Raw genomic sequence first — 22,591 nt, forward strand, 5'->3', positions numbered from 1 at the left:
CAAGCTGCTATCAAAAATAGAGCGACCGCAGGTGCAGTGTTCGGCCCGACAATCGGGCTGCACCACCGTCCAGACACCATGACACCTGCCATGTCTTTGCCATCGCACAGCGCCTTGCGCACCCCGCACCGGCGCGCGCAGCGCATCGGCGGTGCCGCAACGCTGGCCCTGTGTTGCCTGGCCCTCACGGCCTGCGGGCCGGAGGTGCAGGGGTCGCCCAAGCCGCCCCCGGCGTTTGGCCCCGTGCAGAGCAGCTGGTTTGGCTGCCCGTCCCTGCAAGGGGTGTACGCCTGGCCGCCGGTGGAGCCCGGTGGCGTGCGGGGCAGCCTGCCGTTTTTTACCGGCTCGGCCGAGATGCAGGTCTGGGTGCAGCAGCAGCGCGGCGAAACCACGCTGCGCACACGCACCGTCAACCGCGCGCGCAACGTGCGCACCTCGCTCACCCGGCAGTGGAGCCTGGTCACCTACAGCGGCGCACAGGCCCGCTGTAGCTCCGGCATGCTCGACCTGGCTCCGCAGACCGCGCCGTCCGGCAACGAGCCCGGAACCTCTGGCAAGCTGCAGGGGTTCAGGCTGGCCCTGCTCAAGGATGGCGGCTTGGCCGTGGGCAAGCGCACGCTCACCACGGGCAACAAGGGCTCGTACTTTTCGTGGGGCGGGCAGTCTTACGGCAGCTACGACGCACCGGATGTGGAGACCTGGACCTGGTTCAAGCTGGCCCGCACCGCAGCCGGGGACAGCGAGCCGCCGGTCATCGACGCCTACGTGCCCGGGGCCACCTCTCCTTAGGCGTTTTGCCTGCAGGGCGGCGCGCCAAAAAGCCCGCGAACTTCACCGTTTATCGCGCTACCGCCTGCGTTGCCATCTCGGCACAGTGGCATCGGGGCTTGGTCCATGGTGGGGCAGGCCCGGGCGCCCGGCTCTTTTTTGTTGTGTCAGGCGCCCATGTCATCGGCCAGCCACGCGGCGGCCGCCCACTGTTGCCGTTCAAGGAGAAGACCATGCCCGCTAGCGAAATTGAAATCCACGCGATCGTGCTGCGACTGCTGCGTGAAGGCTATACCGCCCTGACTGCCGCCCAACGCCGGGTGGTGGACACGCTGATGGCGGTGTGCTGACGCCCGCCTGCGGGCTGTTCTAGGGCTCCACGGGGCCGTTCGCAATCCGTTTGGGGCCTTTGGGGCCGGATGCGCCAGTGCCCATTGCCTGGGTTGCTATCAAAAATGTAGTGATTGCGGCTCGGCCTGCATCGCCTGCGCAATCAGGCGCATGTCGTGGTCGCTGATGGCAAACAGTCCAAAGCGGAACTTGCTGCCCCAGCGCTGGCGGTCGTCCACAAACTCGAAATCGTCCAGCAGCGGCGCAATTGCCGCCTCACGCGCAGGCACATAGGCCACATCCCGCCGCGAGGGCACAAACCCGCCGCCCATATCAAACGCATACGGCGCGCCCGGCAACACGATGCCGATGGAAACAAACGCCTGCAGCCGGTCCTTGCCGCCCATGGTCACCGTGGGCGCGTAGTACGCAACACGGTCGCCGGGCCGTATGCGCTGCAGCGGCGCCACCTTGCCATGGCACACCTGCATGTAGCCCGCGCCCGGCGTGGCGCAGCCCCGGCGGGCGTGCTGGGCGCAGGCCACGGCGATCCAGTTGCGGCGCGTGGCGGCTGCAGAGGTCGCTGCCGATACAGGTATGTCGTTGCGCGCAGGCTCGGCATCCGGCCAAAGGGGGTGTTGCAGCAGGGCGTCGGTCATGAGAAAAGCTCCTGGTCAAAGAAGCCACCGATGGTGCGGGCCTGCTGCTGACACCGCAGTGTCAGTACCTTTGCAGCATCCCTGTGCGCAGCGCAACGCCTCAGACCAGCTGCCCCCACTGCCACAGCGCAAACCCGCCCAGCAGCAGGGCCGACGCCCGGTTGATGCGCAGGCGCCAGGCGGGCGTAAAGCGCTGCCGCTGGTAGGCAATCGCACTGGTCAGCAGCAGCCACCAGGCGGCAGAGCCCACCAGCACACCTGCCACCATCCACAGCGGCGACGGCAGGCTGGGCCGGCCGCCGCCCAGCGAGCCAAACACCGCAATGAACGACACGATGGTGGCCGGGTTGGCCAGCGTCAGCGCAAACGTGCCGGCCGCCAGGCCCAGCAGGCCGCGCGCGTCGCGTGCTGGTGCGGCGTTGTGGTCCACTGGCGCGTGCCAGGTGCGCCACGCCAGCACCAGCAGCAGTGCGCCGCCGCCCAGCGCCAGTGGCGTCTTGGCCTGGGTCAGCCCGTCGATCAGCCAGCGCACGCTGAAGGCGCCCACGGCGCCATACACCGCATCGGCCGCAGCGGCGCCCAGGCCCGTGGCCAGCCCGGCCGCCAGGCCCCGCTCCAGGGTGCGTTGCATCGTCAGCAGGCCAATGGGGCCCACAGGGGCCGCGATGAGCACGCCGATGACGGCGGCTTGCAGAAACACGGTGAGTGAGGTGAAGTCCATGCACCAATGCTAGGGCGGTGGCTGGCGGTGGAGAATGCAGGAAATTCGGCGAATCCAGAAATTGGTTTCGGTTTTTTCTGTGCCAACCGATAAAGGCTTTTATGGAAGTCGATGACAAAGCCTGGCGCCTGATCAGCGCGCTGCAGGCCGATGGCCGCGCCTCGCTCAAGGAACTGGCCGAGGCCGTGGGCCTGTCGGTGCCCGCCACGCTGGAGCGCCTGCGCCGCCTGCAAGAGGCGGGCGTGGTGCGCGGCGTGCATGCCGACATCGACCCCGCCAAGGTCGGCTACGGCGTGCGCGCCGTGGTGGGCATCAACGTGCCGCAGCCCGGCAAGAAGGCGCTGATCGACAAGCTGCGCCAGTCGCCCCAGGTGCTCGAATGCCACCACGTGAGCGGCAACGACTCGTATGTGATGCAGGTCGTGGCGCGCGACCTGCCCGATCTGGAGCGCTTCTTGGGCGACATCAACGGCTATGGCGAAACGCGCACGTCCATCGTGTTCTCCACGCCCATCCCGCTGCGTGGACTGGCCCGGCCGGAGGCGGGCTGACCCACACTTCAGAACGTGATCTTCACCGACGCCGCACTGCGCTGCGCGTCGCCATGGAACACGGCCTCGATGTTGTTGCCGTCCGGGTCCAGCACAAACGCGGCGTAGTAGCCGGGGTGGTAGGCGCGCTCACCCGGTGCGCCGTTGTCCTTGCCGCCATGGGCCAGGGCCGCCTTGTAGAAGGCATCCACCATCGCCCGGTCCTGCGTCTGAAACGCCAGGTGCGTGCGGCCTGTCAGGTGCCCCTGTGCGGCCACGCTGTCGGCGGTGGAGACAAACAGCTCATCCGCCCAGAAGTAGTCCTCGGCCGTGCCGCCCATGGGCACGTTCAGTGCGTCGAACACGGCCGTGTAGAAGCTGCGACTGGCGGCGAGGTCGCGCACCACGAGCTGAATGTGGTCGATCAGCCGGCCTCGGTGCAGTTCCTGTGTTTCCATGGGGTCTCCTTTCGGTGAGAGGGTTCGGTGCCAGGTCTCAATCGGGCGCATGCAGCCCGACACGGTTGCCATCCAGGTCATGGATGTGCGCAAAGAACCCCATGCCCGGTGGCAGCGCCTGGCGCGGCAGGGCCACGCGGCCGCCTTGGGCCACCGCGCGGTCCAGCGCAGCATCGAGCGAGGGCGATGCGTCCAGGTACACCAGCGTGCCGCTGCCCGACACCTGGGGCGCCGTGGGGCCCATCATCAGCGCACCGCCCGCGCCATCGGCCTCGGGGTCGTAGGCAAACACGGCGCCTTCGCTCGGGCCCATGTTCTCGCGGCGCATGGGCTGGCCCAGCACGGCCTCGTAAAAGGCCTGGGCGCGGTCCAGCTGGGTGGTGGGGATTTCAAACCAGGCGATGGCGTTTTTCATGAAAGGCTCCTTGTCGTTCAATGGGTGATGGAAAGAAAGAAGCCCCGATGGTGAGCGGGGGCTGCTGACAGCGGCGTGTCAGCAGCCTGTCACGCTGCATCACACCGCCTGTGCGGGCGCCGACGCCGCCACCTGCGCCCGAAACGCACGCGGCGATAGCCCCGCATCGCGCGTGAAGGCGCGGGTGAAGTACGCCGGGTCGGCATAGCCCAGCGTGTAGGCAATGGTGGCCACGCCCAGGTGGGTGTAGGCCAGGTTGCGCCGCGCCTCGCGCATCAGGCGCGCCTCAATCAGCCGCTGGGCCGACACGCCCGTGGCAGCACGCGCCACGCGGCTCAGGTGCGTGGGCGACACGGCCAGCGCCCGCGCGTAGTCGGCCACCTGCCAGTGCTCCAGAAAATGCGCCTCGATCAGCGCCTCCAGCCGCTGCACCAGGCTGGACTCTGGCGCGTGGGTGTCGTCCGGGCTGTGGTCTTCCATCGCGCGCGCTACCCAGCCCAGCAGCGTGGCGCTCAGGCCCCGCAGCACCAGCGCACGCGCCTTGGCGCGGCCCGAGAACTCTTGCCAGACCTGGCCCATGGCCTGGTGCAGCTGTGGCGGCGCAGGCGCCACGGCGGGCCGCGCCAGGTCGCGCCGCACATCGCCCACGCGCACAAAAATCTCGTCCATCAGTTCATCGGCCAGCGTGGCCACCCAGCCCTGCGTGTGCTGCGTAAAGCGAAACGCGTGCACATGCCCCTGCGGCACGTTGATGAGCGCGCCGGCAAACAGCGGCACCCGCTCGCCATCCAGGTGCGCCACGCCCCCGCCCGAGGTGATCAGCAGCACCTGGTGCAGCCGCTGGTGCCGGTGCGGCGCCAGCTCCCAGTCGTGCAGTGCCGACCGCTCGGCAATCGTCTCGCAGTGCAGCACATCGGGCAGGTGCTGCGACTCGCCAAACAGGCTGTACGAGCGGATGCCATCGATGTTCGAAAAGTGCATGTTCTGGATCAATTTGCCCATTCAAGCCGGCGACTGTGCCACGTATCTTTACCAGGCCCGTTTGATCAAGGTCATGAACCACCCCACACGCAAGGAGACATCCATGAAAACCCAGGTTTGCATCATCGGCGGAGGCCCCTCGGGCCTCATGCTCTCGCAGCTCTTGCACCTCAAGGGCATCGACACCATCGTGCTGGAGCGCCAAAGCCGCGAATACGTGCTGGGCCGCATACGCGCAGGCGTGCTGGAGCACGGCTTTGCTGCGTTGATGCGCGAGGCCCAGTGCGGCGAGCGCATGGACAAGGAAGGCGAGATCCACGACGGCTTCATCATTGCCCACGACGGCAAAATGGACCGGGTCGATTTGCACAAGTACAGCGGTGGCAGCTCGGTGGTCGTCTACGGCCAGACCGAGCTGACGCGCGACCTGTACGAAGCGCGCGACCGCATGAAGGGCATCGTCATCCACAACGCCGAAGACGTGCAGCCCCACGACCTGAAAAGCGCCAACCCGTACGTGACCTACCGCAACGGCGACGAGGTGGTGCGCATCGACTGCGACTTCGTCATCGGCGCCGACGGCTTCCACGGCGTGAGCCGCAAGTCCATCCCGCGCGACGTGCTCATGGAGTATGAAAAGGTCTACCCCTTCGGCTGGCTGGGCGTGCTCTCTCGCACCAAGCCCGTCTCGCCCGAGCTGATCTACGCCAAGCACGAACGCGGTTTTGCCCTGTGCTCGCTGCGCTCGCAGGTGCTGAGCCGCTACTACATCCAGGTGCCGCTGACCGACAACGTGGAAGACTGGTCCGACGAAGCCTTCTGGGCCGAGCTGAAACGCCGCCTGCCCGCCGAAGTGGCCGCGAAGCTCATCACCGGCCCCTCCATCGAGAAGTCCATCGCCCCCCTGCGCTCCTTCGTGGCCGAGCCCATGCGCTACGGCAACCTGTTCCTGGCCGGCGACGCCGCCCACATCGTGCCGCCCACCGGCGCACGCGGCCTGAACAGCGCCGCATCCGACATCTACTACCTGTACCACGCCATGGTCGCGCACTACAAGGATGGCGATAGCACCGGCCTCGACAAATACTCCGAAAAGGCCCTGGCCCGCGTGTGGAAGGCCCAGCGCTTCTCGTGGTGGATGACGACCATGCTGCACACCTTCCCCGACTCGCTGGCCTACGACCAGAAGCTGCAGGACACGGACCTGGCGTATCTGTTCTCGTCTGAAAAAGCGCTCGGGTCGTTGGCGGAGAACTACGTGGGATTGCCGTTCTGAGCACGTGGCAGTAGCACCGCCACCCCATCCAAGGCCTGCATGGGGTTCTCTTATGCAGGCCTTTTTTGTTTGTGACCGGTCGGCGTTGTGTGCAAGTGACGCTCCGTCTGCTCACGCGGCGCGCCCCACGGCCTGCCCATTGCGGCCCCCTGCGGGCACCATGACAACGCCGATTTCCATGCAGCCGCCCTGCACGGCAATTGCCATCTGCTACGCAAAATTTAGGCAGAACTGATGCTTACGCCCGCACAGCGGGCACGATAGCATCGCACCAAGTTTTCAGATCATTGGCCCCGTGCTGTCGATGTGCAATTCGACGATGGCTTGAACACGATGAAGCTGCTGACGCAGCGCTTTGAGGCACTGCACTTGACGGTAGTGGGTGCCCATCAGCAACCAGGAAAGCCATCACAAATGGATTGGGTCCCGATAGTCTTCATCACCTTCAAGGTGTTCGTGTTTGGCACCTGCATGTTCTACGCCATCAAGTGGCATCACGACCAAGGGAAGAAGGCGAAAGAAGAAGCGAGCAGATTGCAGACGCCAACTGACCGCACGCCGGGCGCTTCGGAATAGGTAGGCAATGCTCCGCGTTCATAGGCCCGGCGCTTCCCCTGGAAGGTGACGACTACGCTGCACACTTTCCTAGAGTTGCTATGCCAACGACCAGAAGCTGCAGGAAGCCTTTTCATGTGACCGTACCGGTCCCCCTATGTACCCCTGCTAGCGGTCGTTCAGTCGGGCAGCTCGGCTACGACTCTCTTGGCTCTTGGCTTAGCATCTAAGACTAGGCGAAAAGGTGCGTCGAGCTGAATGTCCGAAATTAGATTAAGCATGTTTGGACTGCTCTGTGGGATATGCGGCACCCTCTCGCTCGGACACTCCGGAGCGAATGACAAGGGGAAGATATGGCGACGAAAACTAAGATGAGTTCGGTTGCGATGACAGGATCGCTATTCGAGGAGAACTATCTTGTCCGCACACTCGGACGCATAGCTCAGGACTCCGAGGTCGCGCTCACGGAACTTGTCGCCAATGCGTGGGATGCAGGCGCCTCTCTTGTGGATTTGACGATCCCTCCGACCAATGCGCTTGTATTGACGGTAGAGGACGATGGGCATGGCATGACCGCGTCTCAGTTCAAGGGGCGTTGGATGAAGCTGGGCTACGACCGCATCAAGCATCAGAGCACGATGGTCGAGTTCCCGCCGGAACGCAAGGGCTGGCGTCGGAAAGCTTACGGCCGTAATGGTGTGGGGCGCCATGGGCTGCTGTGTTTTGCCGACCATTATTCGGTTGATACTTGGCGCGAGGACAAAGGGGCAAGTTTCGACATCGGCACCAATAGTGAGGAGAACCCTTTCAAGATCGAAAAGGAGGGGGCTTTTATCAAAAAAGGCCACGGTACGAAGGTCTCTGTCGTCGTCATGCGGCATCTGCCGGACCCGGACGCCATCCGCGCGATTCTGGCTGCGCGCTTCGTCCATGATCCGCAGTTCGTTGTTCGGGTCAATGGGGAGTCCGTTGCCCTGGCGGATCAGACGGGCCTCATCGAACAGACGCCATTGCAGATCGACGGATGCCCAGGAGCGGAGGCCTATGTTGTGGACTCGACGCGGTCGAACAGGTCAACGCTCTATCAAGGCATCGCTTTCTGGGTGAATGGCCGTCTTGTCGGTATGCCGAGTTGGGTAGTCGGATCTGAGGCCGTGATTGATGGCCGCGCCCGCTTTGCGAAGCGTTATTCGATCGTTATTAAGGCCGATGATGGTTGGCTGACCGAGGTCGAGCAAGACTGGGTTCGATTCAAAAGTAACAAGAAAGTCGATGCTCTTTTCGAGGCTGCTCGCGAGTACGCCAAGAGGGTCTTCGCGCAGCTCTCTGCGACGTTGGTTGAGGAAAGCTCCGAAGAGGCCCTCGTCAAAAACCGTGAAGACTTTAAGGAACTCTCACCGTTGGGCCGTGCCGAGGTCGCCAGCTTCGCTCGCGATTTGGTGAAGTCCACGCCCACCGTTTCACAGGACGTTCTTTCCGCGGCGGTGCAGGCATTGATTAATATCGAAAAGGCCCGTGGCGGCGCAGCTTTACTCGAAAAGCTCACAAGGCTTGATGAGTCAGATATTGAAGGGCTTGATCGGCTGTTGAGCCAGTGGACCGTCCGCGATGCGCTTTCGGTGCTTGACGAAATTGATCATCGCCTAGCGGTGATCGTGGCTATCGAGAAACTTGCTGGCGATGAAACTTCCGACGAGCTACACACTTTGCATCCGCTGGTGACGCAGGCCCGATGGCTGTTTGGCCCCGAGTTCGACAGTAGTGAATACTCATCCAACGTGAGCTTGCGAACGGCCGCCGAGAGAATCTTTAAGAAGCGATTGTCCAGCGAAGCGTTCATAAACGCCAAGCAGCGTCCCGACATCATGACCCTTGCCGATGCGACTTGTTCGATCGTCGGCACGGAGGGTTTCGATGCTGCCGACCCAACGCTCACACGGATTCAAAACGTCCTGATTATTGAGTTGAAGAAAGGACACTCCGCGATCGGCCGAGAGGAGATGAACCAGGGCAATGGCTATGTGCAGGACTTTCTCGGCAGCGGCGCACTCGATGGTACGCCGATGTTCCGCGCTTTCGTTGTAGGCCACGAGATCACGGCGAAGACCACCCGTGAAATTGAACTCAAGGAAGAGGGTGTCCTGCGCGGGCGAGTGCAGGCAGTGACCTATGGCCAGCTAACACGGTCTGCTCATCAACGGCTGTTCCGTTTGAAGGAACGTATTCCCGCCCGGTATGAAGACGTGTCTGGCGCAGATCTGTCTGCGAAGGTCATGCAGACCCCGTCGCAGGCTAATCTTTAGTAGCCATGCCGCCATGTTCTTCCCAAGCGGCCGTAGCGTCGTCGGCAGCCATTTTTTTTGCACCTGTCACAGCAACCTTACATCACACGTCTTGTGAGCAGGAGGTCGCTATCGCCCTCCGCCCAACATTCAATGTGAAGGAACTGCTGTATGAATCGCGCTGTCTGGTTCAACGTATCGCCCGAGGGTGCCAAGGCCATCGGGACGCTGCACCACTTCGTCACCCAGGGCACGGGCCTGCCCAGCTTGCTGACGCACCTGGTCTTTCTGCGCGTGTCGCAGATCAATGGGTGCGCGCACTGCATTGACATCCACACGCGTGACCTGCTGGCCGAGGGCATGTCGGTAGAGAAGGTGGTGCTGGTTCCTGTGTGGCATGAGGCGGCGTATTTGTTCTCTGAGCAGGAGCGCGCTGCGCTGGCCTGGGCCGAGGAGGTGACCCGCGTGAGCGAGACGCACGCCTCCGATGAAGCCTATGCAGCCGCGCTGGCTGTGTTTGGCGAGAAGGGCCTGGTGGACCTGACGCTCACGATTGCCGCCATGAATGCCATCAACCGCATGGGCGTCAGCTTTCGCATGAAGCCTCGCGCCAAGGCGTAAAAGGAAATGAAAAAGGGAAGCCCGGCTTGTGCCGGGCTTCCCGCTTTTCAAGCGCTGAACTGATTACTTGCAGCTGAAACTGCTCGCGCTCTCCACATCCCCCGTGCCGTTGTAGCGGGCGACCTTGGGATACACGCACAGCGGCCGGGTGCGGTTGGCAGACCAGCTGGCGGGCAGCTCGGTGTTGACCACGTTGGCGCCTGCGCCGCGTGCCTTGGCGGTCACGCTGTCGGGGGCCTTGCCTTGTTCCACCCAGGCGACCAGCGGGGCCAGCATGTCGAACTGGTCGGTGGCGGGGCCGCCGGAGCAGTGGTTCATGCCGGGCACCAGGAACAGGCGGGCAAAGGCGTCGGCCTTGCCGCTGTGGTTGGCCTGCAGGCGGTCCATCCAGTTCGCGGTGTCCATGGGCGAGAACACGCCGTCGGCCACGCCGTGGAAGACGATCATCTTGGCGCCCCGGTTCTTCAGGGTGCTCAGGTCGGTCTCATTGGGCGGGGTCATGTACGACCAGGGCGACTCGGTGTATTGCGCCGTGGTGGCGAACATCTTGGGGTAGTCGGTCTCCATGCTGAAGTTCAGCGCGTACTGCATGCCGGGGATGGCGGTGAACGCGGCCACGGTGGAGGGGGGCGAGGTGAAGATGAAGGCCACGGCACCGGCGTCACGCGTGGCGGGCGAGCCAAAGTGCCACGACGCAAAGTTGGCGCCCGCAACGCCGGGGTCCCACCAGGTGCCGGTGTACAGCGCTTCGCCCTTGCTGTTCTTGGGGCCGGTAAAGATGCTGGCCAGCACGCCCTTTTGCTCGCTGGTGATGCAGCTGCCGTCGCGCGCGCCGGTGCAGGTGGGCACGTCGGTCTGCAGGTTGAAGGCGGCCTGGCAGGCGGCCACATCGTTGACCTGGCCGTCGGCCACGCCGTCCAGTGCGTCGCACTTGGCGACGATCTTGCTGCTGATGAGCTTGAACTCGGCCGGGCTCACGGCGGTGGTCAGGTCGGGCAGGCCGCTGGCGTCCTTGGTGGATACCTTGGCGTATTGCTGGGCCTTCCACAGCTGCGTGGTGGCGGCCTTGGGCAGGTGAAAGCCGGGGTTGCCCGCCAGGATGCCGTCGTACTGGTCGGCATAGCGCGATGCGCCCACCATGGCGTGGCGGCCGCCGTTGGAGCAGCCGGCCAGGTACGAGCGGTCGGGCGCCTTGCCATAAGCGCTCTTGATGAGGTTCTTGGCCATGGGGGTGAGGGTGCCCACGGCCTGGTAGCCGTAGTCCAGCCGGGCCTGCGGGTCCACGCCAAAGAAGGGCGTGGGCGCGCCGTGGCCTGCGTCAGAGCTGAGCACCGCAAAGCCTTGCACCAGGGCGGGCGCCACGGGGGCGCCACCGCTGACCGAGCCCAGCGCGGTGACCACGCTGCCGTCCAGGCCGCCGTTGGCCTGGTGCAGAAAGCGGCCGTTCCACTCTACGGGCAGGCGCATCTCAAAACCAATGGCGTAGCTGGCGCCGTCCACGGGGCCGGTGCGCTCTTTCATCTTGCCTTTGACGAGGCAGTGCGCAGGCGCCTGGGTGGTCACGCCCTGCACGGTGATGGGGCCTGCGGGCACTTGTTCGGCCGAGGTGATGCGCGTGTCGGGCAACGCCAGGCTGCTGGCCAGCGTGGCGCACGACTGCAGGGTGGCCGGTGTGGCGGCGGAGAGCTGGGGCAGGGCGGCATCGGACGAGCCGCCACAGCCCATGAGCAAGGCGGCGGCTGCGGCCGAGAGCGCCAGGGGTTGGTGGGCACGCATCCGGTTTCTTCTCATCTTCAAGCGCATGGTGTTGTCTCCTATGATTTTTCGAGGCGCAGGACAGCCCTCAGCGCGGCCTCAACACGCTGTGGGAGGGAGATCGATGGAAGGTGTTTTGCTACTGAATCAGGAGCTGTTAGCGCATATGTTTCATGCGCTTGCGGCCTCCTGGGGCCTGAATTCAAACGCCTGGGCAATGCGCTGGCGCAGGATGGTGGTGCGCAGGTCGAATTCGGGCAGCACCCACTGGGCGAAGGCCTGGGCGGGTGGGGTCCAGCGGTCTGTGGCGGCAGTGGACTGCTCGGTGCGGTGGGGACGGGCGGCGCTGATCTGGGCCCAGGCCCATTCCAGCAGCACCAGCGCCACGGCGCGCAGGTAGTCGTCGGCCACCCAGTAGGGTAGTTCGGGGTCGGACTGGGCGGCAATTGCCAGGGTCTGCGTGATTTCCACCAGGGCATGGCGGCGCGTGCTGGCGGCGGGGCTGGGCGCTGCACCGGGCAGGCTGCCCAGCAGGGCGCCCAGGCCCTGGCCGCCATCGGCCAGCACCTTGCGCACCAGCAGGTCGATGGCCTGGATTTCGTTGGTGCCCTCGTAGATCATGGCCACGCGCGCGTCGCGCACGATCTGCTCGATGCCCCATTCACGCACATAGCCGTGGCCGCCAAACACCTGCAGGCAGGCGCTGGCGCCGTGGAAGGCCTGGTCGGTGAGCGCGGCTTTGAGCACGGGCGTGACCAGCGCGCACCAGCGCTGTGCGGCAGCGCGTTCGCCCGCGTCGGTGCTGTGTTTGGCCGCATCGAGCTGCAGGGCCGTGTGGTACGCCAGCACGCGGCCGCCGTCGATCCACGCGCGCTGCGTGTGTAGGATGCGGCGGATGGCGGGGTGGTCTTGAATGAGGCTGGTGTCCTTGGCGCCGGGGGCGCGCATCTGGCGGCGCTCGGCGGCGTAGGCGCTGGCCTTTTGCCACGCGGCCTCCAGCAGGCCGATGCCTTGCAGGCCCACGTGCAGGCGTGCGGCGTTCATCATCACGAACATGGCGTTCAGGCCCTTGTTGGGCTCGCCCACCAGCCAGCCGGTGGCGTCGTCAAAGCGCATCACGCAGGTGGGGCTGCCGTGCAGGCCCATCTTTTCTTCGATGCGTTCGCAGACCACGGCATTGCGTGTTCCATCCTGAAGCACCTTGGGCACCAGGAACAGCGACAGGCCCTTGGGCCCCGCCGGTGCATCGGGCAGGCGCGCCAGCACCAGGTGCACGATGTTGTCCGTCAGGTCGTGCTCGCCGCCAGAGATAAAGATCTTGCTGCCGTTCACCCGCGCGCTGCCGTCGGGCTGGGGCACGCCGCGTGTGCGCACCATTCCCAGGTCGCTGCCGGCGTGGGCTTCGGTCAGGCACATGGTGGCCAGCCATTCGCCGGTGGCGACCTTCTCCAGGTACTGCGCCTTGAGTTCGTCGCTGGCGTGGTGCTTGATGCATTCGTACGCGCCGTGAAGCAGGCCGGGCGCCATGGTCCAGCCGTGGTTGGCACCGGCCAGCCATTCAAAGAGCACGCACTCCAGCACCGCAGGCAGGCCCTGGCCGCCTTCGTCGGGCGCGCAAGACAGCGACGGCCAGCCGGCTTGCCAGAAGGCCTGGTACGCATCGCGAAAACCTGCGGGGGTGTGCACCTGCCCGCCGTCAAAGCGGCAGCCTTCTTCATCGCCGCTGCGCTGCAGCGGGGCGATGGCGCTGTCCACAAACTTGGCCGCTTCGTCCAGCACCTGGGCCGCCAGGTCGCCATCGGTATCCGCAAACGGCGCCAGGCCCTGCCAGCGCGTGGGCGCCTTCAGCACGGTGGTCAGCAGGTGCTGGATGTCGGCAAGGGTCTGGCGGGCTTGCATGGTTTGCTCTCTTATTGGTAGCTGTCTGCGCTTATTGAATGGGCGCTAGCGGCTGATTTCTTGTATTTTTTGCCATGCGGCAGCCCGGACTGGGGGCAGTCCGGAACTGCGGCGCAGGAGGGATCAGGACTCTGCGGTGAAGCCGATCTTCTTGATCAGCGGACCCCAGCTGTCGTACTCGGCCTTTTGCCAGCGGGCCTGTTCTTCAGGGGTGGAGCCGTGGGGCATCAGGCCCACGATGGCCAGGCTGTCGATGACCGACTTTTCCTTCAGCGCGGCGTTGATGGCGGCGTTGGCCGCAGCAATCACCGGCTTGGGCGTGGCGGCCGGTGCGTAGAAGCCAAACCATTCTTCGGTGGTCAGCTCAGGGAAGCCCTGTTCGGCAAACGTGGGCACATCCGGCACGTAGATGGAGCGCTTGGGGCCCGAGGTGGCCAGGATGCGCAGCTTGCCCGCCTTGTAGTTGGCGATGAAGTCACCGTGCGGCGTGACCATGGCCGCGACCTGGCCGCCCACCACGTCCGTCACGCCGGGGATGGAGCCACGGTAGGGCACATGGCGCAGGTCCACACCGCTGTTGATGCCCAGCAGCGCGCCCAGGAAGTGGGGCGTGGAGCCCGCACCGGGCGAGCCGTAGCTGGCGTCCTTGGGGTTGGCCTTGGCCCATGCCAGGAAGTCCTTCACGTTCTTCACGCTGGCGGGCACCATGGGGCCCACGGCCAGGCCGTGGTGCATGATGGCTGCGATCGACACGGGCGCGAAGTCCTTGTCGGTGTAGTTCATCTTGCTGTAGATGTGCGGGTAGTTGGCCAGGGCCGACACCTGCGCCACGGCCAGCACCGAGCCGTCGGCGGGCGCTGCCTTGAGCGTCTCCAGCGCAATGCGGCCGCCTGCGCCGGGCTTGTTTTCCACCACGCCAGGGTTCTTGCTGAACGCGCTGCCGGCCCACTTCTCGGCCACGCGGCGGGCCACGGTGTCGCCCGAGCTGCCGGCGGGGAAGCCGAAGTACACCTTCACCTGGTCCACCTGGGCGTTGGCGGCAAAGGGGTGGAAGGCGCCCAGCGCGGCGCTGGCGCCAAGGGCCTGAACAAATTGACGGCGGGTGGTGGTCATGCTGATGTCTCCTGGTGTGTGTCTGACGGAAATCTCGGGGGTCAAGCTGGAGCGCTTTCGCGCCCTCTTGTTATTTACTGATGTGTGGCGCTGATCGTTTACCGGGGCGCCATGCGCAGGGCGCCATCCAGGCGAATTACTTCGCCGTTCAGGTGGCCGTTGGTCACGATATGGCAAGCCAGCTCGGCAAACTCTTCGGGTTTGCCCAGGCGTGGCGGGAAGGGGATGCTGGCCGCCAGCGACTGCTGCACGGCCTCGGGCAGCTCTTTCATCAGCGGCGTGGCAAACAGGCCGGGCGCCACGGTGCACACGCGGATGGCGTGCTGCGCCAGGTCGCGCGCCATGGGCAGCGTCATGCCGGCCAGACCCGCCTTGGAGGCGCTGTAGGCCTGCTGGCCCACCTGGCCATCAAAGGCGGCGACGGATGCGGTGAACATCATCACACCGCGCTCGCCGTTGTCCAGCACGGGCAGCTTGCTGCAGGCGGCGGCAAACAGGCGGCTCACGTTGTAGCTGCCGATGAGGTTGATGTTGATGACGCGCACAAAGTCTTCGAGCGGGGCGGCGCTGCCGTCGCGTTGCACCACGCGCTTGGCGCTGCCAATGCCGGCCACGTTCATGAGGATGCGGGCAGGGCCGTGGGCGGCAGCGGCCTTCTCCAGCGCGGCGGTCACGCTGGCGGCGTCGGTGATGTCGCAAGGGCAGGCCACGGCGCAGCCGTCTCCAAATTCTTTGCCAATGTCTGCGGCCACCTTTTCGGCCAGCTCGGCATTGCGGTCGAGCACTGCCACTTTGGCGCCCAGGCGGGCCAGTTCGCGTGCGGTGGCCTCGCCGAGGCCCGATGCGCCGCCGGTCACGAGGGCGGGTTGTCCTTGAATCTGCATGGTGGTCTGTCCTGTTCGGGGTGGGGTTCAGGCGCCGGGCTTGAGGATGCCCGGTGCCGTGTCGTCGTGCAAGGCCGTGACGAGCGCATCGCGGTGCTTGAGCACGGCACGCTGGTTGACGGAGCCCTTGTCGGTGATCTCGCCCTTGTCGATGGAGGGCGGCTCTGCCATCAGCAGCGCGCGGGCCACGCGGCTGGCGCTGCCGGTGGCTTCGCGGGCCAGCCCGTCCAGCACCGCCTCGATGCGCTGGCGCACGGCGGGGTGGGCCACCACGTCGGCCCAGGGGGCGTCCGGGCCCAGGCCGGCGACCTCGCGGCAGGCGGGGGAGGGGAACAGCAGGGCGCCGACTTCCTTCATGTTCAGGCCGGTGAGCACCACGTCCTGGATGTAGGGTGCGCCCGCCACGATGATCTTGGCGCGCATGGGGCCCACGCTCACGAAGGTGCCGGTGGAGAGCTTGAAGTCTTCGGCAATGCGGCCATCAAACGCCAGGCCGCGGTGGATGTTGTTCTCGTCGATCCACTTCACGGCGTCGCCGGTGCACAGGTAGCCTTCGTCGTCAAACGCATCGCGTGTGGCGGCATCGGAGCGCCAGTAGCCGGGCGTGACGTTGGGGCCGCGGTAGCGTACCTCGGTCTTGCCGTCCACCTCCACCAGCTTGAGCACCATGCCGGGCACAGGCGCGCCGATGTGGCCCGAGCGCACGTCGGGGCTGTTGCAGAACATGGCCGAGGGGGCGGATTCGGTCATGCCCAGGCCGGTGCACATCACGATGCGCTCGCCAATGGCGGCCTCTTGCGTGGCGTGCAGGCTGTCCCACACGGGCTGGGCCAGGCCAGCGCCCGAGTAAAAGAACAGGCGCACGCGCGACAGCAGGTTGGCGCGCAGCTGGGCGTCGGTCTTCATGGCCTCGGCAATCATTTCAAAGCCGGTGGGCACGTTGAAGTACACCGTGGGGGCGATCTCGCGCAGGTTGCGCAGGGTCTCGCCAATCAGCGCAGCGGTGGGCTTGCCGTCGTCGATGTACAGCGTGCCGCCGTGCATCATCGTGAGGCCGAAGTTGTGGTTGCTGCCGAAGGTGTGGTTCCATGGCAGCCAGTCCACCAGCACGGGCGAGGCCTCGGCCAGCACGGGCAGCGACAGCGAGATCTGCTGCAGGTTGGCGCACCACATGCGCTGGGTGTTGATGACCGGCTTGGGCATCTTGGTGGAGCCGCTGGTGAACAGGAACTTCACGATGGTGCCGGGGCCGGTGGCGTGCATGGCAGCGTCCACCGCCGGGGTGGCGGTGGTGTGGCGCAGGCTCTGGAACGTGCCGGCCTTGCGGCCCTCCAGCGCGCCCTGGGCCAGGATCACTTCGACATCGGCAGCCACGGTGGCCGCGATGGCCTTGCCGTAGCGCGCGCCGTCGGCGGCAAACACCAGTCCGGGGGTGAGGGTGTCGATGACGTGGCGCAGCTTGTCGTAGTCCTGGCTCACGGTGGCGTAGGCGGGCGACACGGGGCAGTAGGGCACGCCGGCGTAAATGCAGCCCAGCGCCAGCAGCGCGTGCTCGATGGTGTTCTCGCTCAGCACCACCACCGGGCGCTCGGCGTTCAGGCCACGGTCCAGCAGGGCCTGGCCGATGCTGCGCGCGGCGTCCAGCGCCTGGGCGTAGCTCACATGCTGCCAGTCACCCGTCTTGCCGCCGGGCAGTTGCTCGCGGCGTGCCAGAAAGCTGTGGTCGGGCGTGGTCTCGGCCCAGTGCACCAGGTAGTCCGTCACGCGGCGGGCAAAGGCGCCCAGGGGCAGGTCCGCCTGCAGGTAACGCACGCCCGGCGCACCTTCACGCAGGCTGACGCGGGTCACGCCGAAGGTCACGGGGCGGTAGCGGGCCGGGGCGGTGGGGGTGGAGAGGTCGCTCATAGGGGTTCCAGCAGGGGCAAGGGGTGACTGGGGGCGGGCTCAGTCCTTGCGGACCTTGGCGGCGCGGCCTTCCAGGAAGTCGGCGAGGCGGGACTTGGCTTCGGGCGCGCTCTGGGCGATGGCCGCCATCATGGCTTCGGTGAAGAAGCCCTGGTCGGCGGGCTGCTCGGCAATGCGGGGCAGGGCGTGCATCAGCGCGTAGTTGGTCAGCGGGGCGTTCTGCGCCACGCGCACGGCCAGCTCGAAGGCCTTGGCAAAGGCCTGGCCTTCGGGCACGAGGTACTGGGCAAAGCCGACCTTTTCGCCGTCCTGCGCGTTGTAGACGCGGCCGGTGAGCATCATGTCCGTCATGCGCGCAGCGCCGATGAGCTTGGGAATGCGCACCGCGCCGCCGCCGCCCACGAAGATGCCGCGCGAGCCCTCGGGCAGCGCGTAGAAGGTGGACTCGTCGGCCACACGGATGTGGCAGGCGCTGGCCAGCTCCAGCCCGCCGCCCACCACGGCGCCGTGCAGCGCAGCAATGACCGGCACGGGGCCGTACTGCACACGCTCCAGCGCGGCGTGCCACATGCGCGAGTGGTGCAGGCCTTGGCCGGCGTCACGCTCTTTCAGCTCCGACAGGTCCAGACCGGCGCAGAAATGGGGGCCGTCGCCATCGATGACAGCGGCGCGCACGGTGCTGGGAATTTTCTCGAACAGGTCGCGCAACGCGAGGATCAGGCCGTCGTTCAGCGCGTTGCGCTTGGCCGCGCGGGTCAGGCGGATCACGGCCACTTCCTGGTGGTCGCCGCGCAGCTCGAAATGGATGTCTGGATGGGTCATAGAGGCTTTCGTGTTGGTTGAATTGTGGTTATAGTTCATAACCAATTCAAGCAAGCCAAGCCCGTTTTTTATTGGTGTTTACCCTTGATCTGCGTCACGCGCCGTGGCGCATGCTGGGGTCTGACGCCGCACCGGCGGGCGCCAACCCAGGAGACACGCATGGACCACGCCAATCTGATCGCCATCGACATCCACACCCACGCCGAGGTGAGCTGCTGGAACCCGTTTGACAACTACGGCGAGGAATACGACCGCGCCGCCGACAAGTACTTCAAGAACGGCCGCCGCCCCACCATCGCCGAGACGGTGGCCTACTACCGCGAGCAGAAGATTGGCCTGGTGATGTTCACCGTGGACGCCGAGTCCAAGATGGGCCGCCGTCGCATCCCCAACGAAGAGATCGCCGAGGCCGCCAAGGCCAACAGCGACATGATGACGGCCTTCGCCAGCATCGACCCGCACAAGGGCAAGATGGGCGCGCGCGAAGCCCGCCGCCTGATTGAAGAGTTCGGCATCAAGGGCTTCAAGTTCCACCCCACGGTGCAGGCCTACCACCCCTACGACAAGATGGCCTGGCCCATCTACGAGGTGATTGCCGAATACGGCATGCCCGCTATCTTCCACACCGGCCACAGCGGCATCGGCAGCGGCATGCGCTGCGGTGGCGGCCTGCGGTTGGAGTACAGCAACCCCATGCACCTGGACGATGTGGCGATTGACTTCCCCGACATGCAGATCGTGATGGCCCACCCCAGCTTTCCGTGGCAGGACGAGGCGCTGTCGGTTGCCACGCACAAGCCCAATGTCTGGATCGACCTGTCGGGCTGGAGCCCCAAGTATTTTCCGAAGCAGCTGGTGCAGTACGCCAACACGCTGCTGAAGGACCGCGTGCTGTTCGGCAGCGACTACCCGCTGATCACGCCCGAGCGCTGGATGAAGGACTTCCAGGAAGCGGGCTTCAAGCCCGAGGTGATGCCCGGCATCCTGAAGGGCAACGCCGTGCGCTTGCTGGGGCTGGACAAGGCCCAGGCGACTGCGGCACCGGCCGCCTGACGCACCGCAACGGGCGGTGGCTGCCCGCTCAGTCGTAGACTTTTTGCAGCAGCCGGATCAGCGTCTTGCGCTCGGCCGCCGTCAGGCGGTTGGTAGCGTCTTCTTCCAGTTGCGCGGCCGTCTGCTCGGCCTGCGTGGTCAATTCCACCCCGGCGGGCGTCAGGTGCACGCCCATGGCACGCCCGTCGCTCGGGTGTGGGCGGCGCTCGATCAGGCCGCGCCGCTCCAGCGCCGCAATCAAGCCCACCATGTTCGGCGGCAGCACGCTGAGCGTGGCGCACAGCTGGCGCGAGGTGATGCCCGGGTTGTGCGCCACCAGCGACAGCACCGAGAAATCCACCACCTTCAGGTCGTACACGGCCATGCGTTCCATGAACACGGCAATGATGGACAGCGCCGCGCGCCGCGTGTTGTAGCCCACCAGCGTGCGCAAAAAGCCGGTGTCCACGGGCTCGCCGGCGGGCGCTGCGGTGTCTGCAGGGGTGGGAACCGAGGGGGATTTCTTGGAGGAACGGACGCTGGACATGGGGGGAGATTGTGCCGGGCGCCCGGCGCCCTGCCACCGGCGAGCAGCGCCCAGCGGCCGCAGCGGGCCCTCTTTTTGATCGAAATCAGCCGCAGGCGCTACTGAAACATGCGCCAGATGCTATCAATATGATATCGGCCTGCGCCACCGCTCCGCTTGGGCGTGCCACGCCGCCAGCGCCACTCACGCCGGGCTGCGCAGCACGCGGCGGTATTGCACGGCCTCTGCGACGTGGCTGACCTCGGTGGTCGGCGCGCCCGCCAGGTCCGCGATGGTGCGCGCCACCTTCAGCGCCCGGTGCGTGCTGCGGGCCGACCAGCCAAGGCGCGCAGCAGCGGTGTTGAGGAACTTGGCGGCCGCATCGTCCAGGTGCAGGTGGGCATCGATGGCCTGGCCCTGCAGCGCCTGGTTGGTGCAGCCCTGGCGCGCCAGGGCCAGTGCGCGGGCCTGCTCCACCCGGGCGCGGATGCTGGCGGTGGATTCGCCCGCAGCCGCCTGCACCAGCTGCTCGGCGGGCAGGGCGGGCACCTCCACATGCAGGTCGATGCGGTCCAGCAGCGGCCCGCTGAGCTTGGCCTGGTAGCGGTGGACCTGGTCGGGCGTGCAGCGGCAGGCGCGCTGAGTAGAGCCCAGAAAGCCGCAGGGGCACGGATTCATCGCCGCGATCATCTGGAACCGGGCCGGAAACTCCGCGCGTTGCGCCGCCCGGGCGATGGTGATGTGGCCGGTCTCCAGCGGCTCGCGCAGCGCCTCCAGCGCAGCGCGCGGGAATTCGGGCAGTTCATCGAGGAAGAGCACGCCCTGGTGGGCCAGCGAAATCTCGCCCGGTCGGGGTGGCGAGCCACCGCCCACCAGCGCCACCGCGCTGGCCGTGTGGTGGGGCTGGCCCGTGGGGCGCACGCCAAAGGTCTCGGGCCTGAAGCGGCCCGCCAGGCTGGCAATGGCGGCGCTCTCCAGCGCCTCGTCCACCGTCATCGCCGGCAGCAGCCCGGCAAAACGCTGCGCCAGCATCGACTTGCCCGAGCCCGGTGGCCCGGCCATCAGCACGCTGTGGCCCCCGGCCGCTGCAATCTCCAGCGCCCGCTTGGCACCGGCCTGGCCCTTTACATCGGCCATGTCGGGCCCGGTGGTGCTGGCGGCGAGCGCGGTGGCCTGCAGGCGCGTCCAGCCGTCGTTGGCCACGTCGGCATTGCCGCCGGCCGTGCTGCCGGGTGGCAGGAACGCGCGCACCACATCCAGCAGGTGGCGGGCGCGCACCACGCGTGCGGCGGGCACCAGGGCGGCTTCTTCGGCGCTGCCGGGGGGCAGCACCAGCTGGGCGTCGATCTGCTGCGTCTGCAGCGCCAGGCTGGTGGCCAGCGCGCCGCGCACGGGGCGCAGTTCGCCCGACAGTGACAGCTCGCCCGCAAACTCGTAACCCGCCAGGCGGCTGGCGTCCACCTGCCCGCTGGCGGCGAGGATGCCCAGGGCGATGGGCAGGTCAAAGCGGCCCGAGTCCTTGGGCAGATCGGCGGGGGCCAGGTTGACGGTAATGCGCTTATTGGTCGGAAACTCCAGCCCCGCGTTCTGCAGCGCCGAGCGCACACGCTCGCGGGCTTCTTTCACCTCCACCTCGGCCAGCCCGACCAGGGTGAAGCTGGGCAAACCGTTGGCCAGATGCACTTCGACGGTGACTGCAGGCGCCTGCAGCCCCAGAAGGGCGCGGCTTTGCACCAAAGCAAGACTCATGAAGCGATTTCTCCCCAGATGGGTGCGTTTTGTAGGTTTTTAGCGCGGCCTACGGGGCGTCTGCACCAGTTGAGTGCAGCGCTCCGAGCGCGGTCACCGCCACTGTACTGGGGATTGTTGTAACGCAACGCAACCGTGCGGCGCCCTGTGCACCTTGGCGTGGCACGGTCCGTGCTTAAAGCACTTGTCCCTACTTTGTCCAACCGGAGGAAACATGACCCGCGCCATCATCAAGACCCTGGGCGTTGCCCTTGTTGCAACCCTTCCCATGCTGGCCAGCGCCCAGCTCACCGCCAACGTCAGCCTGACCACGAACTACAAGTTCCGCGGCCAGGACCAGGACACTTCCAAGGTCAAGACCGTCAAGCCCGCACTGCAAGGCGGCTTTGACTACACCTTCGGCGAAACCGGCTTCTACGTGGGCAACTGGAACTCCAGCGTGGACTGGCTGTCCGGCAACTCGCTCGAATCCGACCTGTACGGCGGCTACAAGTTCAAGGCCGGCGGCGTAGACCTGGACGTGGGCCTGCTGACCTACATCTACCCCGGCAACAGCGCGGGCAACACCACCGAAGTCTATGGCGCTGCCACCTTCGGCCCCGTGACGGCCAAGTACTCGCACACCCTGTCCAAGGACTACTTCGCTTACGCAGGTCCTGGCATGAAAGGCCGCAACACCGGCTACCTGAACCTGGCGTTTGCCCAGGAAGTGGCCCCCAGCACCACGCTGAAGGCATCGGTCGGTTTCACCCGCTTTGGTGGTGACATCACGGCCCCCAACTTCATGGATTACAGCCTGGGCGGCTCGTACGACTTCGGCGGCGGCGTGTCTCTCGGCGCTGCCGTGGTCGGCGCCACCAAGAAGGCCTTCTACGGCCCGGTCAACAAGTCGCGCGTGATCGTCACGCTCACCAAAACCCTGTAAGTCTCAATGGGCGCCGGTGGCGCCCATTCCGGAGGATCTGAAAATGAAAATGGTGACAGCCATCATCAAGCCCTTCAAGCTCGACGAAGTGCGCGAAGCGCTCTCCGACATCGGCGTGCAAGGCATCACGGTGACCGAAGTCAAAGGCTTTGGCCGCCAAAAGGGCCACACCGAGCTGTACCGCGGTGCAGAGTACGTGGTGGACTTTCTCCCCAAGGTCAAGATCGAGGCCGCCGTGGCCGACGACCTGGTGGACCGCGTGATCGAGTCCATCGAGACCGCAGCGCGCACCGGCAAGATCGGTGACGGCAAGATTTTCGTGACCCACCTGGAGCAGGTGGTGCGCATCCGCACTGGCGAAACCGGCAAGGAAGCCCTGTAAGGG

The 22,591-nt window shown here is 66.0% G+C and carries 22 protein-coding genes; 9 read left to right on the top strand and 13 right to left on the bottom strand.

Features of this window, described 5'->3' with window-relative positions:
• Positions 1-90 precede the first annotated feature (90 nt).
• On the top strand, positions 91-789 hold the full coding sequence (locus ACOYR4_RS01130) for a hypothetical protein (RefSeq protein WP_422848368.1): 699 nt from the start codon (positions 91-93) through the stop codon (positions 787-789).
• 428 nt (positions 790-1,217) lie between these two features.
• Here the strand turns inward: ACOYR4_RS01130 and ACOYR4_RS01135 are convergent, their stop codons facing one another.
• Both ACOYR4_RS01135 and ACOYR4_RS01140 read right to left on the bottom strand, forming a co-directional pair.
• A complete protein-coding gene (locus ACOYR4_RS01135; protein ID WP_422848369.1) occupies positions 1,218-1,757 on the bottom strand; it encodes an EVE domain-containing protein in 540 nt (179 codons plus the stop codon).
• Between the two features lie 100 nt (positions 1,758-1,857).
• The gene (locus ACOYR4_RS01140; RefSeq protein ID WP_422848370.1) at positions 1,858-2,478 is read right to left on the bottom strand and encodes a LysE family translocator; all 621 of its coding nucleotides are present in this window, start codon (positions 2,476-2,478) and stop codon (positions 1,858-1,860) included.
• A gap of 101 nt (positions 2,479-2,579) precedes the next feature.
• Between ACOYR4_RS01140 and ACOYR4_RS01145 the strand changes: the two genes are divergently transcribed.
• Positions 2,580-3,029, top strand: coding sequence for an Lrp/AsnC family transcriptional regulator (locus ACOYR4_RS01145; RefSeq protein WP_015012065.1), 450 nt, complete (start codon positions 2,580-2,582; stop codon positions 3,027-3,029).
• 8 nt (positions 3,030-3,037) lie between these two features.
• Here ACOYR4_RS01145 and ACOYR4_RS01150 read toward each other — a convergent pair whose 3' ends face one another.
• The 3 genes from ACOYR4_RS01150 to ACOYR4_RS01160 form a co-directional block, all read right to left on the bottom strand.
• Positions 3,038-3,466, bottom strand: a complete 429-nt coding sequence (locus tag ACOYR4_RS01150; RefSeq protein ID WP_309827466.1) for a VOC family protein — start codon at positions 3,464-3,466, stop codon at positions 3,038-3,040.
• Between the two features lie 37 nt (positions 3,467-3,503).
• Positions 3,504-3,881, bottom strand: coding sequence for a VOC family protein (locus ACOYR4_RS01155; RefSeq protein ID WP_121941670.1), 378 nt, complete (start codon positions 3,879-3,881; stop codon positions 3,504-3,506).
• 99 nt (positions 3,882-3,980) lie between these two features.
• A complete protein-coding gene (locus ACOYR4_RS01160; protein WP_422848371.1) occupies positions 3,981-4,862 on the bottom strand; it encodes a helix-turn-helix domain-containing protein in 882 nt (293 codons plus the stop codon).
• Positions 4,863-4,965: 103 nt separating this feature from the next.
• Between ACOYR4_RS01160 and pobA the strand changes: the two genes are divergently transcribed.
• The 4 genes from pobA to ACOYR4_RS01180 all read left to right on the top strand — a co-directional run bounded on the left by pobA (position 4,966) and on the right by ACOYR4_RS01180 (position 9,596).
• On the top strand, positions 4,966-6,138 hold the full coding sequence (gene pobA, locus ACOYR4_RS01165; protein WP_422848372.1) for a 4-hydroxybenzoate 3-monooxygenase: 1,173 nt from the start codon (positions 4,966-4,968) through the stop codon (positions 6,136-6,138).
• 333 nt (positions 6,139-6,471) lie between these two features.
• A complete protein-coding gene (locus tag ACOYR4_RS01170; RefSeq protein ID WP_422849707.1) occupies positions 6,472-6,714 on the top strand; it encodes a hypothetical protein in 243 nt (80 codons plus the stop codon).
• Positions 6,715-7,046: 332 nt separating this feature from the next.
• Positions 7,047-8,996, top strand: coding sequence for an ATP-binding protein (locus ACOYR4_RS01175; RefSeq protein ID WP_422848373.1), 1,950 nt, complete (start codon positions 7,047-7,049; stop codon positions 8,994-8,996).
• A gap of 150 nt (positions 8,997-9,146) precedes the next feature.
• Entirely contained in the window at positions 9,147-9,596 is a 450-nt protein-coding gene (locus ACOYR4_RS01180) for a carboxymuconolactone decarboxylase family protein (RefSeq protein ID WP_422848374.1), read from the top strand.
• Between the two features lie 63 nt (positions 9,597-9,659).
• Here the strand turns inward: ACOYR4_RS01180 and ACOYR4_RS01185 are convergent, their stop codons facing one another.
• From ACOYR4_RS01185 to ACOYR4_RS01210, 6 genes are all read right to left on the bottom strand, one after another.
• Positions 9,660-11,372 carry a tannase/feruloyl esterase family alpha/beta hydrolase gene (locus tag ACOYR4_RS01185; RefSeq protein ID WP_422848375.1) on the bottom strand — a complete coding sequence of 571 codons (1,713 nt, stop codon included), beginning with the start codon at positions 11,370-11,372 and terminating at the stop codon, positions 9,660-9,662.
• Positions 11,373-11,522: 150 nt separating this feature from the next.
• Positions 11,523-13,250, bottom strand: a complete 1,728-nt coding sequence (locus ACOYR4_RS01190; RefSeq protein WP_422848376.1) for an acyl-CoA dehydrogenase family protein — start codon at positions 13,248-13,250, stop codon at positions 11,523-11,525.
• A gap of 123 nt (positions 13,251-13,373) precedes the next feature.
• Complete coding sequence (locus ACOYR4_RS01195) at positions 13,374-14,363, bottom strand: Bug family tripartite tricarboxylate transporter substrate binding protein (RefSeq protein WP_309827448.1); 990 nt, start codon at positions 14,361-14,363, stop codon at positions 13,374-13,376.
• A gap of 98 nt (positions 14,364-14,461) precedes the next feature.
• A complete protein-coding gene (locus tag ACOYR4_RS01200) occupies positions 14,462-15,247 on the bottom strand; it encodes an SDR family NAD(P)-dependent oxidoreductase (protein ID WP_422848377.1) in 786 nt (261 codons plus the stop codon).
• A 27-nt stretch (positions 15,248-15,274) separates the two neighbouring features.
• Positions 15,275-17,152: a feruloyl-CoA synthase gene (locus ACOYR4_RS01205; RefSeq protein ID WP_060986191.1), complete on the bottom strand. Its 1,878-nt coding sequence runs from the start codon at positions 17,150-17,152 to the stop codon at positions 15,275-15,277.
• A 39-nt stretch (positions 17,153-17,191) separates the two neighbouring features.
• On the bottom strand, positions 17,192-17,974 hold the full coding sequence (locus tag ACOYR4_RS01210; RefSeq protein ID WP_422848378.1) for a crotonase/enoyl-CoA hydratase family protein: 783 nt from the start codon (positions 17,972-17,974) through the stop codon (positions 17,192-17,194).
• A gap of 159 nt (positions 17,975-18,133) precedes the next feature.
• Between ACOYR4_RS01210 and ACOYR4_RS01215 the strand changes: the two genes are divergently transcribed.
• A complete protein-coding gene (locus tag ACOYR4_RS01215; RefSeq protein WP_060984554.1) occupies positions 18,134-19,027 on the top strand; it encodes an amidohydrolase family protein in 894 nt (297 codons plus the stop codon).
• Between the two features lie 28 nt (positions 19,028-19,055).
• Here the strand turns inward: ACOYR4_RS01215 and ACOYR4_RS01220 are convergent, their stop codons facing one another.
• Positions 19,056-19,553 (bottom strand): MarR family winged helix-turn-helix transcriptional regulator, encoded by a 498-nt coding sequence (locus tag ACOYR4_RS01220; protein WP_422848379.1) that lies wholly within the window; start codon positions 19,551-19,553, stop codon positions 19,056-19,058.
• A 183-nt stretch (positions 19,554-19,736) separates the two neighbouring features.
• Entirely contained in the window at positions 19,737-21,281 is a 1,545-nt protein-coding gene (locus ACOYR4_RS01225) for a YifB family Mg chelatase-like AAA ATPase (RefSeq protein ID WP_422848380.1), read from the bottom strand.
• Positions 21,282-21,495: 214 nt separating this feature from the next.
• On the opposite strand from ACOYR4_RS01225, the gene ACOYR4_RS01230 reads away from it, so the two are divergent.
• Both ACOYR4_RS01230 and glnK read left to right on the top strand, forming a co-directional pair.
• Positions 21,496-22,206: a TorF family putative porin gene (locus tag ACOYR4_RS01230; protein ID WP_015012093.1), complete on the top strand. Its 711-nt coding sequence runs from the start codon at positions 21,496-21,498 to the stop codon at positions 22,204-22,206.
• 43 nt (positions 22,207-22,249) lie between these two features.
• Positions 22,250-22,588, top strand: coding sequence for a P-II family nitrogen regulator (gene glnK / locus ACOYR4_RS01235; protein ID WP_015012094.1), 339 nt, complete (start codon positions 22,250-22,252; stop codon positions 22,586-22,588).
• The last annotated feature ends 3 nt before the right edge of the window (positions 22,589-22,591 follow it).

The organism is Acidovorax sp. M14, assembly GCF_049331375.1.
In the GTDB taxonomy this organism is placed as follows: domain Bacteria; phylum Pseudomonadota; class Gammaproteobacteria; order Burkholderiales; family Burkholderiaceae_C; genus Acidovorax.

Excerpts from the sequence above, each read along its gene's own strand:
- ACOYR4_RS01160 (WP_422848371.1), bottom strand. The coding sequence starts at position 4,862 with ATGCACTTTTCGAACATCGATGGCATCCGCTCGTACAGCCTGTTTGGC.
- ACOYR4_RS01135 (WP_422848369.1), bottom strand. The coding sequence starts at position 1,757 with ATGACCGACGCCCTGCTGCAACACCCCCTTTGGCCGGATGCCGAGCCT.
- ACOYR4_RS01195 (WP_309827448.1), bottom strand. The coding sequence starts at position 14,363 with ATGACCACCACCCGCCGTCAATTTGTTCAGGCCCTTGGCGCCAGCGCC.
- ACOYR4_RS01140 (WP_422848370.1), bottom strand. The coding sequence starts at position 2,478 with ATGGACTTCACCTCACTCACCGTGTTTCTGCAAGCCGCCGTCATCGGC.
- ACOYR4_RS01150 (WP_309827466.1), bottom strand. The coding sequence starts at position 3,466 with ATGGAAACACAGGAACTGCACCGAGGCCGGCTGATCGACCACATTCAG.
- ACOYR4_RS01230 (WP_015012093.1), top strand. The coding sequence starts at position 21,496 with ATGACCCGCGCCATCATCAAGACCCTGGGCGTTGCCCTTGTTGCAACC.
- ACOYR4_RS01185 (WP_422848375.1), bottom strand. The coding sequence starts at position 11,372 with ATGCGTGCCCACCAACCCCTGGCGCTCTCGGCCGCAGCCGCCGCCTTG.
- ACOYR4_RS01205 (WP_060986191.1), bottom strand. The coding sequence starts at position 17,152 with ATGAGCGACCTCTCCACCCCCACCGCCCCGGCCCGCTACCGCCCCGTG.
- ACOYR4_RS01225 (WP_422848380.1), bottom strand. The coding sequence starts at position 21,281 with ATGAGTCTTGCTTTGGTGCAAAGCCGCGCCCTTCTGGGGCTGCAGGCG.
- ACOYR4_RS01190 (WP_422848376.1), bottom strand. The coding sequence starts at position 13,250 with ATGCAAGCCCGCCAGACCCTTGCCGACATCCAGCACCTGCTGACCACC.
- ACOYR4_RS01180 (WP_422848374.1), top strand. The coding sequence starts at position 9,147 with ATGAATCGCGCTGTCTGGTTCAACGTATCGCCCGAGGGTGCCAAGGCC.
- ACOYR4_RS01210 (WP_422848378.1), bottom strand. The coding sequence starts at position 17,974 with ATGACCCATCCAGACATCCATTTCGAGCTGCGCGGCGACCACCAGGAA.
- ACOYR4_RS01130 (WP_422848368.1), top strand. The coding sequence starts at position 91 with ATGTCTTTGCCATCGCACAGCGCCTTGCGCACCCCGCACCGGCGCGCG.
- pobA (WP_422848372.1), top strand. The coding sequence starts at position 4,966 with ATGAAAACCCAGGTTTGCATCATCGGCGGAGGCCCCTCGGGCCTCATG.
- ACOYR4_RS01145 (WP_015012065.1), top strand. The coding sequence starts at position 2,580 with ATGGAAGTCGATGACAAAGCCTGGCGCCTGATCAGCGCGCTGCAGGCC.
- ACOYR4_RS01175 (WP_422848373.1), top strand. The coding sequence starts at position 7,047 with ATGGCGACGAAAACTAAGATGAGTTCGGTTGCGATGACAGGATCGCTA.
- glnK (WP_015012094.1), top strand. The coding sequence starts at position 22,250 with ATGAAAATGGTGACAGCCATCATCAAGCCCTTCAAGCTCGACGAAGTG.
- ACOYR4_RS01170 (WP_422849707.1), top strand. The coding sequence starts at position 6,472 with ATGAAGCTGCTGACGCAGCGCTTTGAGGCACTGCACTTGACGGTAGTG.
- ACOYR4_RS01155 (WP_121941670.1), bottom strand. The coding sequence starts at position 3,881 with ATGAAAAACGCCATCGCCTGGTTTGAAATCCCCACCACCCAGCTGGAC.
- ACOYR4_RS01200 (WP_422848377.1), bottom strand. The coding sequence starts at position 15,247 with ATGCAGATTCAAGGACAACCCGCCCTCGTGACCGGCGGCGCATCGGGC.
- ACOYR4_RS01220 (WP_422848379.1), bottom strand. The coding sequence starts at position 19,553 with ATGTCCAGCGTCCGTTCCTCCAAGAAATCCCCCTCGGTTCCCACCCCT.
- ACOYR4_RS01215 (WP_060984554.1), top strand. The coding sequence starts at position 18,134 with ATGGACCACGCCAATCTGATCGCCATCGACATCCACACCCACGCCGAG.